This window comes from Luteimonas mephitis DSM 12574, assembly GCF_000422305.1.
GTDB classification, from domain to species: Bacteria; Pseudomonadota; Gammaproteobacteria; order Xanthomonadales; family Xanthomonadaceae; genus Luteimonas; species Luteimonas mephitis.
Window position 1 is genome coordinate 511,753 of sequence record NZ_AULN01000012.1, and the last position, 14,475, is coordinate 526,227.

Consider the following 14,475-nt stretch of genomic DNA (forward strand, 5'->3'; position numbering starts at 1 on the left):
GGGTTGTAGTCCCGACCTACAGGTTCGACGCCACGAAATCCCAGTTGACGACGTTCCAGAACGCCTCCAGGTACTTCGCCCGCGCGTTGCGGTAGTCGATGTAGTACGCGTGTTCCCACACGTCGCAGGTGAGCAGCGGCGTGTCGCTGCCGGTCAGGGGCGTGGCCGCGTTCGCGGTTGTCGCCAGCGCGAGGCCGCCGTCGGTGCGGCGCACGAGCCAGACCCAGCCGGAACCAAAGGTCCTCATCGCCAGGGCATCAAACTGCTGGCGGAACGCATCGAAGCCGCCGAACGCCTTGTCGATCGCCTCGGCCAGCGCCCCGGACGGCGTGCCCCCGCCACCGCCCGCCGAGGGCCGCAGGCACTGCCAGTAGAAGGCGTGGTTCCAGGCCTGGGCGGCGTTGTTGAACATCTCGCCCTGGGCCTTGCGCACGATCTCCTCCAGCGAAGCCTCGGCGAACCCGGTGCCGGCGACCAGCGCGTTAAGCCGGTCCACGTAGGCGCGCTGGTGCTTGCCGTGGTGGAACTCGACGGTTTCCGCGGAAATGTGCGGCTCCAGTGCGCTGTGTTCGTAGGGCAGGGGGGGCAGTTCGATGGCCATGGCGTCCTGGGGCGGTCGGGAAGGCGCAATGCGGGTGCGGCGCCGTGCGTGGGCTTACAATACGGCCTTCCGAAACCCCACGCACGGCCGCGGCAGTGCCCGTCGCGGCGCGGTGCCATGCAGGAGAGTGCAATGCCCGTTCTCGAGCGGATCAAGGCCGAAGTCGAAGGCCATCCCATCGTCCTTTTCATGAAGGGAACGCCACAGTTCCCGATGTGCGGTTTTTCCAGCCGCACCGTGCAGGCGCTCAAGGCCGCCGGAGTCGGCGACCTGCACAGCGTCAACGTGCTGGAGGAGCCGGAGATCCGCGCCAACCTGCCGCGCTATTCCAATTGGCCGACCTTCCCGCAACTGTTCATCCACGGTGAACTGATCGGCGGCTGCGACATCACCATGGAGCTTTACGAGTCCGGTGAACTGGCACGCATGATCGCGGAAGTGCAGAAGGCGTGAGCGCGGCTGCGCCGATGGCGACGGACGTGCAGTCCGGCGCGCTGCAGGGCCGCGTGATCCTGGTCGCCGGCGCGCACGGCGGGCTCGGGCGCGCGGCGTCGATCGCCTGCGCGCGCGCGGGCGCGACCGTGGTCCTGCTCGGCCGCAAGGTGCCGAAGTTGAATCGCGTCTACGACGCCATTGCCAAGTCCGGCGAAAGGCTGCCGGAACCGGTGAACTATCCGTTCGACCTCGAAGGCGCTTCGCCCGACGACCATGCCGAACTCGCCAACCGCATCGGCGACGGTTTCGGGCGCCTAGACGGGTTGCTGCATTGCGCAGCCGACTTCAGGGGCCTGACCTCGCTCGAGCGCAGCGACCCCGCGGCGTTCGCACGCGCCGTGCACGTCAACCTCACCGCGCGCGCGTGGCTGACCCAGGCCTGCCTGCCGCTGCTGCGCCAGGCACCCGACAGCGCGGTGGTGTTCGTGGTCGACGACCCGGGCCGGGTCGGTGGCGCCTACTGGGGTGGTTACGGCCTCGCCCAGCACGCCGCCGCGGCGCTGGTGGGCATGCTGCATGCCGAACTGGCCAACTCGCCGGTGCGCGTGAGCGGCCTGCAGCCGGGGCCGATGCGCACGTCGCTGCGGGCGCAGGCCTATGTCGAAGAGGATGACCGTGAAGCCGTCGAACCCGCCCGCTACGCGGATGACTGCGTGACGTTGCTGTCGACGGCGGGCGTGGCGCGCCGCGGGCAGGTGTGGAGCCCGTTGCCATGACCGCCGCTGCAGCGCCCGATGGGCACGATGGCAGCCCGATGAAGCCGTCGCGCCCATGGGCCGCTCCAGCGTGCAACGCGCCGTGACGAACACACGCAACGCCCCATGACCATCATCTCCGCCGCGCTGCTGCTGTTCCTGATCCTCGACCCGCTAGGCAACGTGCCGGTGGTGCTGAGCCTGCTGCGCCCGCTCACGCCCAGGCGCCAGCGCATCGTCATGGTCCGCGAGTTGCTGATCGCGCTGGTCGTGCTGCTGGCGTTCCTGTGGTTCGGCAAGTACGCGCTGGAGCTGATGCACCTGCGCCAGGAGTCGGTGTCGATCGCCGGCGGCATCGTGCTCTTCCTGATCGGCATCCGCATGATCTTCCCGCCGCCGGAGGGCCTGATGGGCGCGTTGCCCGGCGGCGAACCGTTCATCGTGCCGATCGCGATCCCGATGATCGCCGGCCCGTCCGGGATGGCGGCGGTGATGCTCATGGGCAGCCAGGAGCCCGACCGCCTCGGTGCCTGGAGCCTGGCCCTGATGATCGCCTGGGGCGCGACAGCGGTGATCCTGCTGTCGGCCACCGTCCTGTACAAACTGCTCGGCTCCCGCGCGCTGACCGCGGTCGAGCGGCTGATGGGCATGCTGCTGGTCGCGATCTCGGTGCAGATGTTCCTCGACGGCATCGGCGCCTATCTTGGAATCGCTTCCAGCGCCTGATCCGGACAAAGCAACAAACACTTAGCGCCGGTTGCTGAAGTGCGTCGGGATGAAGAGGTTCTGGCGGGAATTCCCCGCGGAAAAAGGGCTCCCGAAACTGTCACCCGGCTGTCATCCGGACGTCCTATCGTGTTAATCTGTTGTTAACCCCGAAGACGGGCGACGAGCTCGCGTGGGGTGGGGATCTCCCAGGTTTTCGCATTTCCAAAGGATTGCGCACGCGTGCGCAACATCGTCAATCGTATCGAGGCCAACCAGACATGACCCATTCCCGTCTTCGACTCTCCAAGCTGTCACTTGGACTGATCGCCGTACTTGCCGCCGCGCCGGTCTTTGCGCAGAGTTTTTCCGCCGGCGTCGACGGCCTCGTCACCAATGCGACCGGCGAACCCGTCGCGGGCGCTGAAGTGACCATCACCCACGTCGAGTCGGGTACGGTCAGCCGCTCCACCACCGACAGCAGCGGCCGCTACAACGCCCGCGGCCTGCGCGTCGGCGGTCCGTACACGATCTCGGTGACCAAGCCCGGCGCGGGCGTCGACACCGAAGAAGGCGTGTACCTGGATCTGAACAAGATCAGCACCATCAATGCCCAACTCGCCTCCGGCGACGCCACCACGCTGGGCACGGTCGCGGTCACCGCCTCGCGCGCGCTGGCCACGTTCAATTCCGACAACAAGGGCGTCGGCACGTCGGTCAGCGGCCGCCAGCTGGAACTCACGCCGCAGAGCAGCCGCTCGGTGGACGACATCGCCCGTCTCGACCCGCGCATCCAGGTGACCGACCAGGCATCGGGCTCGATCTCGGTCGCCGGCATCAACAACCGCTTCAACACCATCTCCGTCGACGGCCTGTCGCAGGGCGACCCCTTCGGCCTCAACTCGAACGGCATGCCCTACACCGGCTCGCCGATTTCGGTCGACACCATCGCCGCCTACGACATCAAGGTGTCCGACTACGACGTCACGTCCGACACCGTCGGCGCCAGCATCAATGCGGTCACCAAGTCCGGCACCAACGAGTTCCACGGTTCGGTGTACTACGTGTACAAGGACGCCGACAGCATGGTCGGCAAGCGCGACGGCAAGGACTACGCGCTGTTCGACACCGACATCACCAAGGGTGTCACCATCGGTGGCCCGATCCTCAAGGACAGGCTGTTCTTCTTCGGTTCGTACGAAGAGCAGACGATCAAGAACTTCGGCGGTGAATCCTCTTCCGATGGCCTGGCCAACGGCAACGTCACCCAGGCCGAGATCGACGAGGCGATCGCCACTGCGACCGCGCTGGGCATGTTCCCGGGCACCTACGGCTCGACCGGCGTCAACCTGGACAACAAGCGCTACCTGGCCAAGCTGGACTGGAACATCAGCGACAACCACCGCGCCAGCCTGACCTACCAGCAGACCGAGGAGTTCCGCCCGTCGCCCTACGACGACCGTGCCGAGAACGTGATCCTCAGCAGCCACTGGTACGACATCGACAACATCACCAAGAACACCTCGCTGCAGCTGTTCAGCGACTGGACTGAGAACTTCTCCACCGAGGTCAAGCTGAGCAAGCAGACCTTCGACCAGGTCAACGGCAACGCGATCAACCAGCCGGAAGTCGAGATCGAAACCGCGAACGGTGGCTCGATCTTCATCGGCGAGGACAACAACCGCCACGAGAACCAGATCAATACCGAGCGGCTCGCCGGGTCGATCTCCGGCACGTTCTACGCCGGCGACCACGTCATCAAGGGCGGCGTCGACTACCAGCGTCACGACGTGTTCAACCTGTACGGCCGCGACCTGCATGGTTCGTACGTGTTTGCCAACCTGGCGGACTTCGCCACCGGCAACTACGACCAGTACGACCTGCGCACGCCCGCTCCGGGCTTCACCATCAACGACACCGCCGCCGCGCTGGTCTACACCCAGGTCAGCCCGTTCCTGCAGGACACCTGGCAGGTCAATGACCAGCTGTCGCTGATGTATGGCGTGCGCGTCAACATCCCGAAGGCCAACAAGGCGCCGGAAAGCGCACCGGGCTTCGAGCAGGCCTTCGGCTATTCGAACGCCTACAAACTCGGTTCGGGCAACAAGGTCATCCTGCCGCGCTTCTCGTTCAACTACAGCTTCGATACCGAGCGCTACTCCCAGTTGCGCGGCGGCATCGGTTCGTTCCAGAGCGTGCCGCCGTTCGTCTGGCTGGCCAACCCGTACCAGAACAACGGCGTCACCCTGCTGTCGTATCGCTCGTTCGACCCGGCGACCACGCCGTTCAGCGCGGATCCCTACAACCAGAACGTGCCGGGCAACGGCAGGGGCTTCTCGATCGACACCATCGATCCGGACTTCAAGCTGCCGACCGTCTGGAAATTCAGCCTGGGCTACGACGCGGAACTGCCGTGGTACGGGCTGATCGGCTCGGTCGAGCTGCAGTCCATCCGCGCCAGGGATGCCGCCTTCTACCGCGCGATCAACATCGGTGCCTACAACCCGGAGTCGGGCCTGTACGACGCGCCGACCGGGCAGATGGCAGACGGCCGCGGAAGCTACTGGTGCACGATGGGTTCGATCTCGAGCTCGAACAAGAACTGCGGCCGCGATTCCAACTTCAGCAACCAGTCCACCATCCTGGGCAACACCGACAAGGGCTTCTCCAACTCGGTGACGTTCTCCTTGAACAAGCCCCTGGCCAACGGCTGGTACGGCAACATCAGCTACACCTATACCGATGCCCAGGAAGTGGGTTCGGATGCCAGCTCGCAGGCCTGGTCGAGCTACCAGTTCGTGTCGCGGGTCAACCCGAACGAGGAGATCTCCACCAACGCCAGCCGCGCGATCCGCAACTCGATCAAGGCTTCGCTGGGCTGGGAGCGTGCGTTCTTCGGTGACTACAAAACCAGCGTCACCGCCTACTACAACGGTCGCAACGGCCTGCCGTACACCTGGCTGATCGACGGCGACATGAATGGTGACGGCATCTTCCAGGATCCGGCCTACATCCCGCTGGTCGACGATTCCAAGGTGAGCTACGGCTCGGCCACGCCTGCCCAGATTGCGGCGTTCCACGAGTACATCTCGAACAACCCGTACCTGCAGGCGCGCCGTGGCCAGATCGCCGGCCGCAACGAAACCCGGATGCCGTGGGTCAACCAGCTGGACCTGAGCATCCAGCAGGAGCTGCCGGGCTTCTTCAAGGAGCACAAGTCGATCGTCCGCCTGGACGTGTACAACTTCCTCAACATGCTCAACAAGGACTGGGGCCTGACCAAGCAGATCAACGGCTTCGACACCCGTTACTTGGCGCGCCTGGGCGGGGTCAATCCCGATGGTTCCTACGTGTACGACCTTGGCAGCGCTACCAAGCCGTCGTGGCAGAACCTGAGCACGTACGACGCGGACTCGCGCAACCCCTCGCGCCTGGTGTCGCGCTGGTCGCTGCTCCTGACCCTGCGTTACGAGTTCTGATTCCACTGCAAGCTGCGACATCGGACGGCCGGGGCGACCCGGCCGTTTCTTTTTTGGACGGATGCCAACCATCCAGGTGCCAGCACCTGCTCGCACTGCCCGGGCTGCGTTAAAGTCCCTGTCCGACGACAAGCACAAGACCAGACGACTGAATGACCAAGATCCAGGACACCCCGGCGACGACTCCGCTTCCCACCGTCAACGCCCGCATCTACCCGCGCGGCGGCCTCGACATCCTCTCGCGCGACGAGGTCGCGCGCCTGCGCGGCGCCTCGACCGGCGGCATGCACGACCTGCTGCGCCGCTGCGCGCTGGCCGTGCTCACCACCGGCAGCACCTCGGACGACCCGCGCGCGGCGCAGGAGCTCTATCCGGATTTCGACATCGAGGTGCGCCAGCAGGATCGCGGCGTGCGCATCGACCTGGTCAATGCGCCGGCGATGGCCTTCGTCGACGGCGTGATCATCCGCGGCGTCGCCGAGCTGCTCGCGGCCGTGGTGCGCGACCTGATCTACACCGCGATCGAACTCGCCCCGGAATACGCCGACGAACTCGACACCTCCGGCGGCATCACCGACGCCGTGTTCCGCCTGCTGCGAAACGCCACCGTGCTGCAGCCGGCCGATCCCAACCTCGTGGTCTGCTGGGGCGGCCACTCGATCGGCCGCGACGAGTACGAGTACACCAAGAGCGTGGGCTACGAACTGGGCCTGCGCGGCCTGGACATCTGTACCGGCTGCGGCCCGGGTGCGATGAAGGGGCCGATGAAGGGCGCCACCATCGCCCATGCCAAGCAGCGCCAGCGCCGCATGCGCTACATCGGCATCACCGAGCCGGGCATCATCGCCGCCGAATCGCCCAACCCGATCGTCAACCACCTGGTGATCATGCCGGACATCGAAAAGCGCCTGGAGGCGTTCGTCCGGCTCGGCCACGGCATCATCGTGTTCCCGGGAGGCGTCGGCACCGCCGAGGAGATCCTCTACCTGCTCGGCATCCTGTTGCGCGAGGAAAACGCACGGCTGCCGTTCCCGCTGATCCTCACCGGCCCGGTGGCATCGGCGCCGTACTTCGAGCAGATCGACAAGTTCATCCGCCTGACCCTGGGCGACGCCGCGACCGGGCGCTACGAGATCATCGTCGGCGACCCGCAAAAGGTGGCCAAGCGCATGGCCGCCGGGATCGGCAGCGTGCGCGAGTACCGCCTGGCGCAGAAGGACTCGTTCTACTTCAACTGGTCGCTGGACGTGCCGCTGGAGTTCCAGCAGCCCTTCCAGCCCACGCACGAGGCGATGGCCGCGCTGGACCTGCACCACGGCCGCAAGCCGCACGAACTGGCCGCCGACCTGCGCCGCGCCTTCTCCGGCATCGTCGCCGGCAACGTCAAGGAAGACGGCATGCGCCGGATCGAGCAGCATGGCCCGTTCAAGATCCACGGAGACAAGGACATGATGGAGTCGCTGGACGCCTTGCTGCGGGCGTTCGTCGAGCAGCGCCGCATGAAGATCAGCGGCGACTACAGGCCCTGTTACGAAGTGGTCGCGTAGGTCGGGGCTACGCCCCCGACGCTTCCGCTGTACCCGAGCGGGCTATGCCCCGACGCCGCTGCGCCCCCGACGCGCCCGGCCTCCGACAGACGCCGTGCGGCCGCCCCACGCCCGCGCCTGAATCACCCCAATGGCAACACCATTCGCACGAGGTGGCGCCCGTCCTCGACGCGCGCCTCCACCCGGCCGCGGCCTTCGGTCAGCGCGTCCACGCGTTCGCGCGCGGACGACAGCCCTACCGCATGCCCGCCGTTTCCACCGGCAAGGCTCGGCATGTCGTTGCCCACGCTGACGACAACCTCGCTGGCGCTGACCTGCACCGACACGTCGACGCGCCCGCCCTGCGGCAAACGCTCGATTCCGTGGCGGATCGCGTTTTCCGCCAGCGGCTGGATCGACAGCGACGGCACCTGTACGTCCGGCAAGGTGTCCGGAACATCCCATTCAAGCCGGAGCCGCTCGCCGAAGCGGAGCGATTCGATGTCCAGGTAGCGCTGAGTCAGTGCCAGCTCGTCGGCCAGGGGAATATGCTGCGGCCCGCGCAGCGCGCAGCGGAACAGGTCGGCCAAGTCAAGCAGCACCCGTTCGGCCTCGTCCGGACGCGCATGCACCAGCGCCGCGCCGGTATTGAGGGTGTTGAACAGGAAATGGGGTTGAATTCTTGCCTGCAGCGCTTCCAGTTCCAGCTGCTTGGCGCGCAACAGCAGCTGCTGCGCGTGCAAGTAATTCTGGAAGGCCACGAGCGCCAGGAGGCCCACTACCAGTGCCATCGCCAGTAGTTGCAGCACGAACTGCACACCGCTGCTCGCCGGGTCCATGGCCAGCTCTAAGACTTGCCATGCGCCAACGGCGACTATCGCCGTCAGCGCCAGTAGCAGGCCCAGGCACGCCCAAGCCATCGCCGGTGCCGAGAGTCTGGCCAGCTGGCGCCGCGACAGGTAGATCGCCCCGAGCGTGCCCAGCGCGATCCATTGGATACCCAGCGAGGCCAAGCCGAAGCGCACCAATCGGTCGCCTTGGCCGCCGGGCGCCAGCGTCAGTATCAAGGCGAGCGCCTCACCGGCCAGCAGTATGGTGATCAGCGCGGTCGGGCGCCAAAGCGATTCCAGCGGATTGGATGGCGAAGAAGGTGGCAAGGACGGCTCTCCCCCAATTCGTGTGTGGCAAGCATTCAACGGCGCGCGAGGGGCATCTGACCGCCCGTGCCGGGGAACAGGCCGCTCATCGGCGCTGCGTGGCCATCGTCAATCACCGTCGCTACCGTGGCAATCGGAACTATAGGGGGCAGTATGCCGAGGTTATGGGGCAACATGCTGGTCGAGTGCCGGAAACAGCGGAGGCGCTTGCGGCATACCGGGTTCACGCTGATTGAACTCATGGTGACGCTGGCGGTGGCGGGAATCCTGGCAGCCATCGCCGTGCCCAGCATGACGGGCCTGCTCAATGCCAATCGCCTGAGTGGTGCGTCGGGCGAAGTGACCGCCACCTTGCAGTTGGCGCGTGCCGAAGCGATACGCCGCAATGCCCGGGTCACGGTCTGTGCCAGCAACGATGGCCTCACCTGTGCCAACAGCGGCACGTGGGCACGCTGGATCGTCCTTGGTGCTGACAACAGCGCGGGAGCCAACGAAGTGATTCGCGACCAGACCCCGTCCGGTTCGGTGCAGATCATTGGCCCGGCGGCAGGCATCGTCTTCCGCCCCTCGGGCATCATCGATGCGCAGGCCACAGTCACCGCATGCGTGCCGGTGTCCAACCCGGCGCAGAACCAGCGGGTCATCACCGTGATGATCAGCGGCAGCCTTTTCACAACTCCTCACGATGGCGGCGGTGCGTGCGCATGATTCTTTTTCGGGAAGCTGTTTCAGTCGTTCGTCGTCGTTGCAACGGTGCGGCGAATGCCGCCACGCAAATGCGCGGCATCAGCCTGGTCGAAGTCCTTGTATCTGTCCTGGTGCTGGGCGTGGGCATGTTGGGCATTGCCGCCATGCAGTCGGTGGCATTGCGTGGGGGGCAGAGTTCATTGGAAAGCACACAGGCAGTGATGCAGACCACCGCGATCATCGAGGCGATGCGGGCCAATCGTCTCAACGTGGCCGGCTACGACACCGGCGGTGCCATGCGCTGCACAACCACGGCCGCCACGACCCTGGCCGGAAACGACCTGAACGCCTGGGTGAGTTCGCTGCAAGACACCATCACCCGCGGCGATGCATCCGCCTGCGGTCAGATCAGCTGCGCCGCGAATGACTGCCTGATTACCGTGCAATGGAATGACCAGCGCGCGGGTGGTCTGGGAACACGGCAACTCGTCACCAGGGCCAGCATATGAACAACCACAACGCAGCTGTGCGGCACGTGGCCGGTTTCGGCCTGATCGAACTGATGATCGCCATGGTGCTTGGTTTGCTGGTGCTGGGCGCAGCGTTCGCGGTCTTCCAGTCCAACCAGCGCACATACGGCGCCAACGAAGAGCTGAACCGGATCCAGGAAAGTGCCCGTGTGGCCTATGAAATGATGTCGCGGGACATCCGTTCGACCGGCAGTTCGGCGTGTTCCAACGAAGCCCTGGTCATGGGAACGGACGACACCAGCATTGCCTTCAGGGCTCCGATTAGCGGCGACGCCAACGCGCTGGCCCTGACTTCGGCCGACGACCTGTCCTATCGCGTGCTCACCGCCACGACGAATTCGGTCACGCTAACCGAGGACAACCCCGTGGCGTCCGACATCTTCGATGAGGGCGACATCGTCATGGTCTGCAATGCGTCGATGACCGGATTCGTCGAGGTGGCATCGACGTCGGGGAAGGTGGTTACATTCAAGACATCGCTTGAGTTCGATCCGTCGGATACGAGAAATGCCGCGGCCGGCAGCATTTCCATCGCCCGGATGCGCAGTTCCCTTTGGTCCGTCGACGCCAATGGCAGGGGAGGCAATTCCCTGTTCGTATCGCGGTTCGGTGGTGCGGAACAGGAAGTTGCGGAAGGTGTGCAGGAGCTGGCAATGACCTTTCATCAGACGTCCGGCGGCAATCCCGATGTCTATACCGCCACGCCCAGCGACTGGGCTTACGTCAATGCCGTCCGCATGACGATGCAGCTCGATGGCAAGCAGCAGGTCGAGGGCGACACTCTCACGCGAAACGCAGCCACGGTGATCGGAATCAGGAGTCGCATGCCATGAATGCTATCCAATGCAATGCCTTTCGCCCGCGACGGAGACAAGCCGGCATCTCGCTCCTTGTCGTCCTGATCCTGTTGCTGGTTACGTCTGTACTCGGTATCGCCGTATTGCGTAGTTCGGCCATGCAGGAACGCATGAGCGGCAACATGTACGACCGCAGTCTGGCCATGCAGGCGGCAGAACTCGGCTTGAACGCCGGCCAGCAGGCGCTGAACGCCGCGCCGAAGTGGCAGGACACCGTGCCTGTCGACCAGGACTGCATTGACTCGAGCATCTGCCCGACCTTCAAGAAGCAGGGCGAAGCGACGTGGAGGGCGGGGCCGATTCTGGGCGCCAGCGACTCGAACGTACCGGACACGCCCAGCGACTACTGGATCGAATATCTCGGCATCAACCAGGCCCACATGGAGACAGGCGGCACGATCCCCTCGCCCGATTCCGTGACCACCGGCCCGATGTACCGCATCACCGCCCGCAGCCAAGGCAACGGCCGCGCCGAGGTGATCCTGCAGAACGACGTCATCTATCGCTTCCCGCGGCTGTGAATCCTATGAAAACCCAACGCATGCACTCTCGTCGCGCCAAGCCGGTACAGCGCCAGTGGTGGTCCGCGCCCGCTGCCTTCCTGGTCACCATGCTGGCCTTGCCGGTCAATGCAGATATTGCGATTCCGGACGATCCGCTGACCACGGCTGCACGCGTTGCGCCGAACATCCTGTTCATCCTGGATGACTCGGGATCGATGGCGTTTGAAACCATGCCGAGCGCGCAAGTTGGAACCATCTGTAGAAGGAACAGTTCAAACAACTGCATCAGCGGAACCAATATCACCGACACCACGTATGTCGGCAATACGCTTTACTACAATCCGGCGGTCATTTATCAGCCGTGGATGCAGGCGAACGGGAATCGCATGACCGGCGGTACCAGTTACAGCGCTGCATATGGCAGCTTCAATCTGGTAGGCGGTACAACCATTAATCTCGGCAGTTCCAATAGTTGCCACACGTTCAACAGGAACACCAATGCCACTGTGGACGAGCCCTCGTCTGGTACGAATGTTTGTGGCGGAGAGCAGGTCTTTTATGTGCCTAGGGATCCGTCCAACACAGGCAATTCCTACCTGCGAGATGCCAGTAATTACTATCGATATCGAATCGCATCAGGCGGATCGAGGATAGAGCGCGCTTCGTGGGGGGGCGTGGTTGAAACAACGCAGAATGTCGCGGTCACCCCCAATGCAGGTTCTGTTCGTGGCAATGGGAGCAACACCCATGTGGTAAGTGCGGTTCCGGTGAATGCCAGGCTCGAGATCTCGATCAGGTCGACCCAACGGTCGGTGCTGTATGTGGTTAAGGCACCCGGTGGGGACAATGTCTGTAATGGGCAGGTAAACGAAGGAAACACGCAAGCTTGCACGATAAATTCCACTAGCGCAGGCTCGTATCAGGTGATTACGTCGCGATGGAATAACACGAACTCCGACGCGAGCTATTCCTTGTCGGCGAGCTACTTCAGTACGAATCGCTGCGGCACGGGTTCCGGAGCAAACGACTGGGTCGATTGCACGGCTACTCTGCCTACGACTACACGTGACCTGGGCGCCGAGCTAAGTAACTTTGCCACTTGGTTCTCCTATCATCGGACCCGCATGAAGGCTGCGAAGGCCGGGGCCAGCGATGCGTTCAATCCGCTGGACAGCAAAGTGCGCGTGGGCTTCCGCACCATCTGGGAGCGTGGGGCGAGCCACGACAAGCCGATTCCCGTCGATGACGGCAACGACGGCCGTTTCGTGGACAATCCGAACGATCCGAATACGGTCGGCGACGAGTCCACGACCACGCGCTCAACCTGGTACAGGCGGCTCCAGAGTGCAATTGGTTACAACGGCACTCCCTTGCATGGCGCGCTGGACAAGGCTGGCCAGTATTTTAGCGATACCAGCGCCACGGGCCCCTACGGGCCGCAGGCGACTGTAGACCAGTACAGTTGTCGGCAGAACTTCGCCATTCTGACAACAGACGGCTATTGGAATGACTCCTCGAACTACAGCGGTAGCCTGAGCAACGGCTCCTGGAGTGGCGGGGTAGGCGAACAAGACAATGCTGCTGGAGCCACGATCACCGGATCAAACAGTCAGAGCTATACGTACTCGCCGGCAGCGCCCTACAAGAGCAGCGATTCCGGGACCTTGGCCGATGTGGCCATGAAGTACTGGAAGAACGACCTGCGCACGACGCTGACCAACAATGTGCCCAAGAGTGATGCAGACCCTGCGTTCTGGCAGCACATGGTGACCTTCGGCATTTCCATTGGCTTGGCCGGAACCAGCGGGTGGAACTCGGTCGAGGATGTGCCGGCTACCGCTACGTGGAACAATCCGAACAACGCAGAAGACGCTGACCGCATCGACGATTTGCTGCATGCTGCCGTCAATGGCCACGGCGCGTTCGTATCGGCGTCCAACCCGTCGGAATTCACGGCAGGTCTGGCAAAGGCACTGGCTGCCATTGCCCAGCGCACCAGTTCGTACTCCAACGTTGCAACCAATGCCGCGTCCTTGCGGACCGGTGGGCTGGTGTTCAACGCCAGCTATGTGTCCGGCACCTGGACAGGCGCGGTGAAGGCCTGGGCGCTTGATGAGAATCGCGAACCGGCTGCAGAAGCATGGTCGGCAACCATGCCGAGATGGAACACACGCAAGGTGTTCACCTCAAGAGGCACTGGTGGAGCAACTTTCCCGACAACGGCGCAGGAAGCCGCGTTGCTTCGCGAAGGTACGCCGGTTAACTACCCGGTCACTGGCCAGGAGAACGCCAATTACATCAAGGGAGACCAAAGCAGGGAACTCGCCAATGGTGGTCTCTTGCGCAACCGCACCAGCGTCCTGGGGGATATCGTAGGTTCTTCACCGGCCTATGTGGAAGATACCAATACGCTGTATGTCGGCGCGAACGACGGCATGTTGCATGCATTCAATGCCAGCACGGGCGTGGAGCAGTTCGCCTATGTCCCAGGCATCATCAATTTCAATCATCTGGCCACGTTGAGCCGGGGCGACTACACCCACAGGTTCTTCGTCGACGGCCCCATCGTCGTCAGTAGCAGGAAGCTTACGCCGAACAAGAACCTGCTGGTGGGTGCGCTCGGCCGGGGTGGCAAGGGGCTATACGGTCTCGACGTGACTACTCCCGGGTCGTTCGGCACAGGTGATGTGGAGTGGGAGCTTGCCGAAACAGATGGCGAGAACATGGGGCTCGTACTGGGCAGGCCGATTCTTGCCGATGTCAGGACCAGCGCTACGACCCGCACCGCGGCAGCCGTGCTGGGCAATGGTGTGAACAGCAAGAATGGCAGGGCGGTGCTTCTAGTAGTGAACCTGGCAACGGGTGATGTCATTCGCGAGATCGACACTGGGGTTGGTTCGGTAGCAACCCCCAACGGACTGTCCGCGCCGACCGGCACGGTTGGCCCGGATGGCAAGTCCCTTGCCTATGCCTATGCGGGCGATCTGCTGGGCAATGTCTGGAAGTTCGACCTCACGAAATCCAACCCGGACGATTGGACTGCCACCAAGCTGTTCACGGCGGTCAGTGATGTTACCGGCAAGGCCCAGCCGATCACGGGTGGGATTACGGTGGCACTCGACCCTCGTACTTACCGCCGTTGGGTATTGTTTGGCACTGGCAGCTACTTGACCGTCGCCGATGCCGAGGACAAGACGCCGTTGGCGCAGAGCATGTACGGCATCATCGATTCGGGCAGTG

12 protein-coding genes are annotated in these 14,475 nt (G+C 63.9%); 10 read left to right on the forward strand and 2 right to left on the reverse strand.

The features are described from left to right. Nucleotides 1–16: 16 nt before the first annotated feature. Nucleotides 17–601, reverse strand: a complete 585-nt coding sequence (locus tag H570_RS0102475) for a superoxide dismutase (protein WP_027079371.1) — start codon at nucleotides 599–601, stop codon at nucleotides 17–19. Nucleotides 602–733: 132 nt separating this feature from the next. On the opposite strand from H570_RS0102475, the gene grxD reads away from it, so the two are divergent. From grxD to ppnN, 5 genes are all read left to right on the forward strand, one after another. After that, nucleotides 734–1,054 carry a Grx4 family monothiol glutaredoxin gene (gene grxD / locus H570_RS0102480; RefSeq protein ID WP_027079372.1) on the forward strand — a complete coding sequence of 107 codons (321 nt, stop codon included), beginning with the start codon at nucleotides 734–736 and terminating at the stop codon, nucleotides 1,052–1,054. Between the two features lie 14 nt (nucleotides 1,055–1,068). Continuing rightward, nucleotides 1,069–1,812, forward strand: a complete 744-nt coding sequence (locus H570_RS0102485) for an SDR family NAD(P)-dependent oxidoreductase (RefSeq protein ID WP_027079373.1) — start codon at nucleotides 1,069–1,071, stop codon at nucleotides 1,810–1,812. Nucleotides 1,813–1,917: 105 nt separating this feature from the next. Beyond that, complete coding sequence (locus tag H570_RS0102490) at nucleotides 1,918–2,517, forward strand: YhgN family NAAT transporter (RefSeq protein WP_027079374.1); 600 nt, start codon at nucleotides 1,918–1,920, stop codon at nucleotides 2,515–2,517. Between the two features lie 260 nt (nucleotides 2,518–2,777). Beyond that, entirely contained in the window at nucleotides 2,778–5,975 is a 3,198-nt protein-coding gene (locus tag H570_RS0102495) for a TonB-dependent receptor (protein WP_027079375.1), read from the forward strand. A gap of 152 nt (nucleotides 5,976–6,127) precedes the next feature. Then, on the forward strand, nucleotides 6,128–7,522 hold the full coding sequence (ppnN, locus tag H570_RS0102500; RefSeq protein WP_051175997.1) for a nucleotide 5'-monophosphate nucleosidase PpnN: 1,395 nt from the start codon (nucleotides 6,128–6,130) through the stop codon (nucleotides 7,520–7,522). Between the two features lie 122 nt (nucleotides 7,523–7,644). Here the strand turns inward: ppnN and H570_RS0102505 are convergent, their stop codons facing one another. Further along, nucleotides 7,645–8,658 (reverse strand): sensor histidine kinase, encoded by a 1,014-nt coding sequence (locus H570_RS0102505; RefSeq protein ID WP_027079377.1) that lies wholly within the window; start codon nucleotides 8,656–8,658, stop codon nucleotides 7,645–7,647. Nucleotides 8,659–8,832: 174 nt separating this feature from the next. Between H570_RS0102505 and H570_RS16050 the strand changes: the two genes are divergently transcribed. From H570_RS16050 to H570_RS0102530, 5 genes are all read left to right on the forward strand, one after another. Further along, a complete protein-coding gene (locus H570_RS16050) occupies nucleotides 8,833–9,366 on the forward strand; it encodes a GspH/FimT family pseudopilin (RefSeq protein ID WP_169447721.1) in 534 nt (177 codons plus the stop codon). Then, nucleotides 9,363–9,854: a type IV pilus modification protein PilV gene (gene pilV / locus H570_RS0102515; RefSeq protein ID WP_245559517.1), complete on the forward strand. Its 492-nt coding sequence runs from the start codon at nucleotides 9,363–9,365 to the stop codon at nucleotides 9,852–9,854. The genes H570_RS16050 and pilV overlap by 4 nt, the downstream gene beginning before the upstream one ends. Then, nucleotides 9,851–10,708, forward strand: coding sequence for a PilW family protein (locus tag H570_RS0102520; protein ID WP_027079379.1), 858 nt, complete (start codon nucleotides 9,851–9,853; stop codon nucleotides 10,706–10,708). The genes pilV and H570_RS0102520 overlap by 4 nt, the downstream gene beginning before the upstream one ends. Further along, the gene (locus H570_RS19065; protein WP_084499632.1) at nucleotides 10,705–11,253 is read left to right on the forward strand and encodes a pilus assembly PilX family protein; all 549 of its coding nucleotides are present in this window, start codon (nucleotides 10,705–10,707) and stop codon (nucleotides 11,251–11,253) included. The genes H570_RS0102520 and H570_RS19065 overlap by 4 nt, the downstream gene beginning before the upstream one ends. A gap of 5 nt (nucleotides 11,254–11,258) precedes the next feature. Continuing rightward, nucleotides 11,259–14,475, forward strand: a 3,217-nt coding sequence (locus H570_RS0102530) for a pilus assembly protein (RefSeq protein ID WP_281167550.1), incomplete at its 3' end; no start/stop codon positions are given.

Excerpts from the sequence above, each read along its gene's own strand:
- H570_RS0102475 (WP_027079371.1), bottom strand. The coding sequence starts at position 601 with ATGGCCATCGAACTGCCCCCCCTGCCCTACGAACACAGCGCACTGGAG.
- grxD (WP_027079372.1), top strand. The coding sequence starts at position 734 with ATGCCCGTTCTCGAGCGGATCAAGGCCGAAGTCGAAGGCCATCCCATC.
- H570_RS0102485 (WP_027079373.1), top strand. The coding sequence starts at position 1,069 with ATGGCGACGGACGTGCAGTCCGGCGCGCTGCAGGGCCGCGTGATCCTG.
- H570_RS0102490 (WP_027079374.1), top strand. The coding sequence starts at position 1,918 with ATGACCATCATCTCCGCCGCGCTGCTGCTGTTCCTGATCCTCGACCCG.
- H570_RS0102495 (WP_027079375.1), top strand. The coding sequence starts at position 2,778 with ATGACCCATTCCCGTCTTCGACTCTCCAAGCTGTCACTTGGACTGATC.
- ppnN (WP_051175997.1), top strand. The coding sequence starts at position 6,128 with ATGACCAAGATCCAGGACACCCCGGCGACGACTCCGCTTCCCACCGTC.
- H570_RS16050 (WP_169447721.1), top strand. The coding sequence starts at position 8,833 with ATGCTGGTCGAGTGCCGGAAACAGCGGAGGCGCTTGCGGCATACCGGG.
- pilV (WP_245559517.1), top strand. The coding sequence starts at position 9,363 with ATGATTCTTTTTCGGGAAGCTGTTTCAGTCGTTCGTCGTCGTTGCAAC.
- H570_RS0102520 (WP_027079379.1), top strand. The coding sequence starts at position 9,851 with ATGAACAACCACAACGCAGCTGTGCGGCACGTGGCCGGTTTCGGCCTG.
- H570_RS19065 (WP_084499632.1), top strand. The coding sequence starts at position 10,705 with ATGAATGCTATCCAATGCAATGCCTTTCGCCCGCGACGGAGACAAGCC.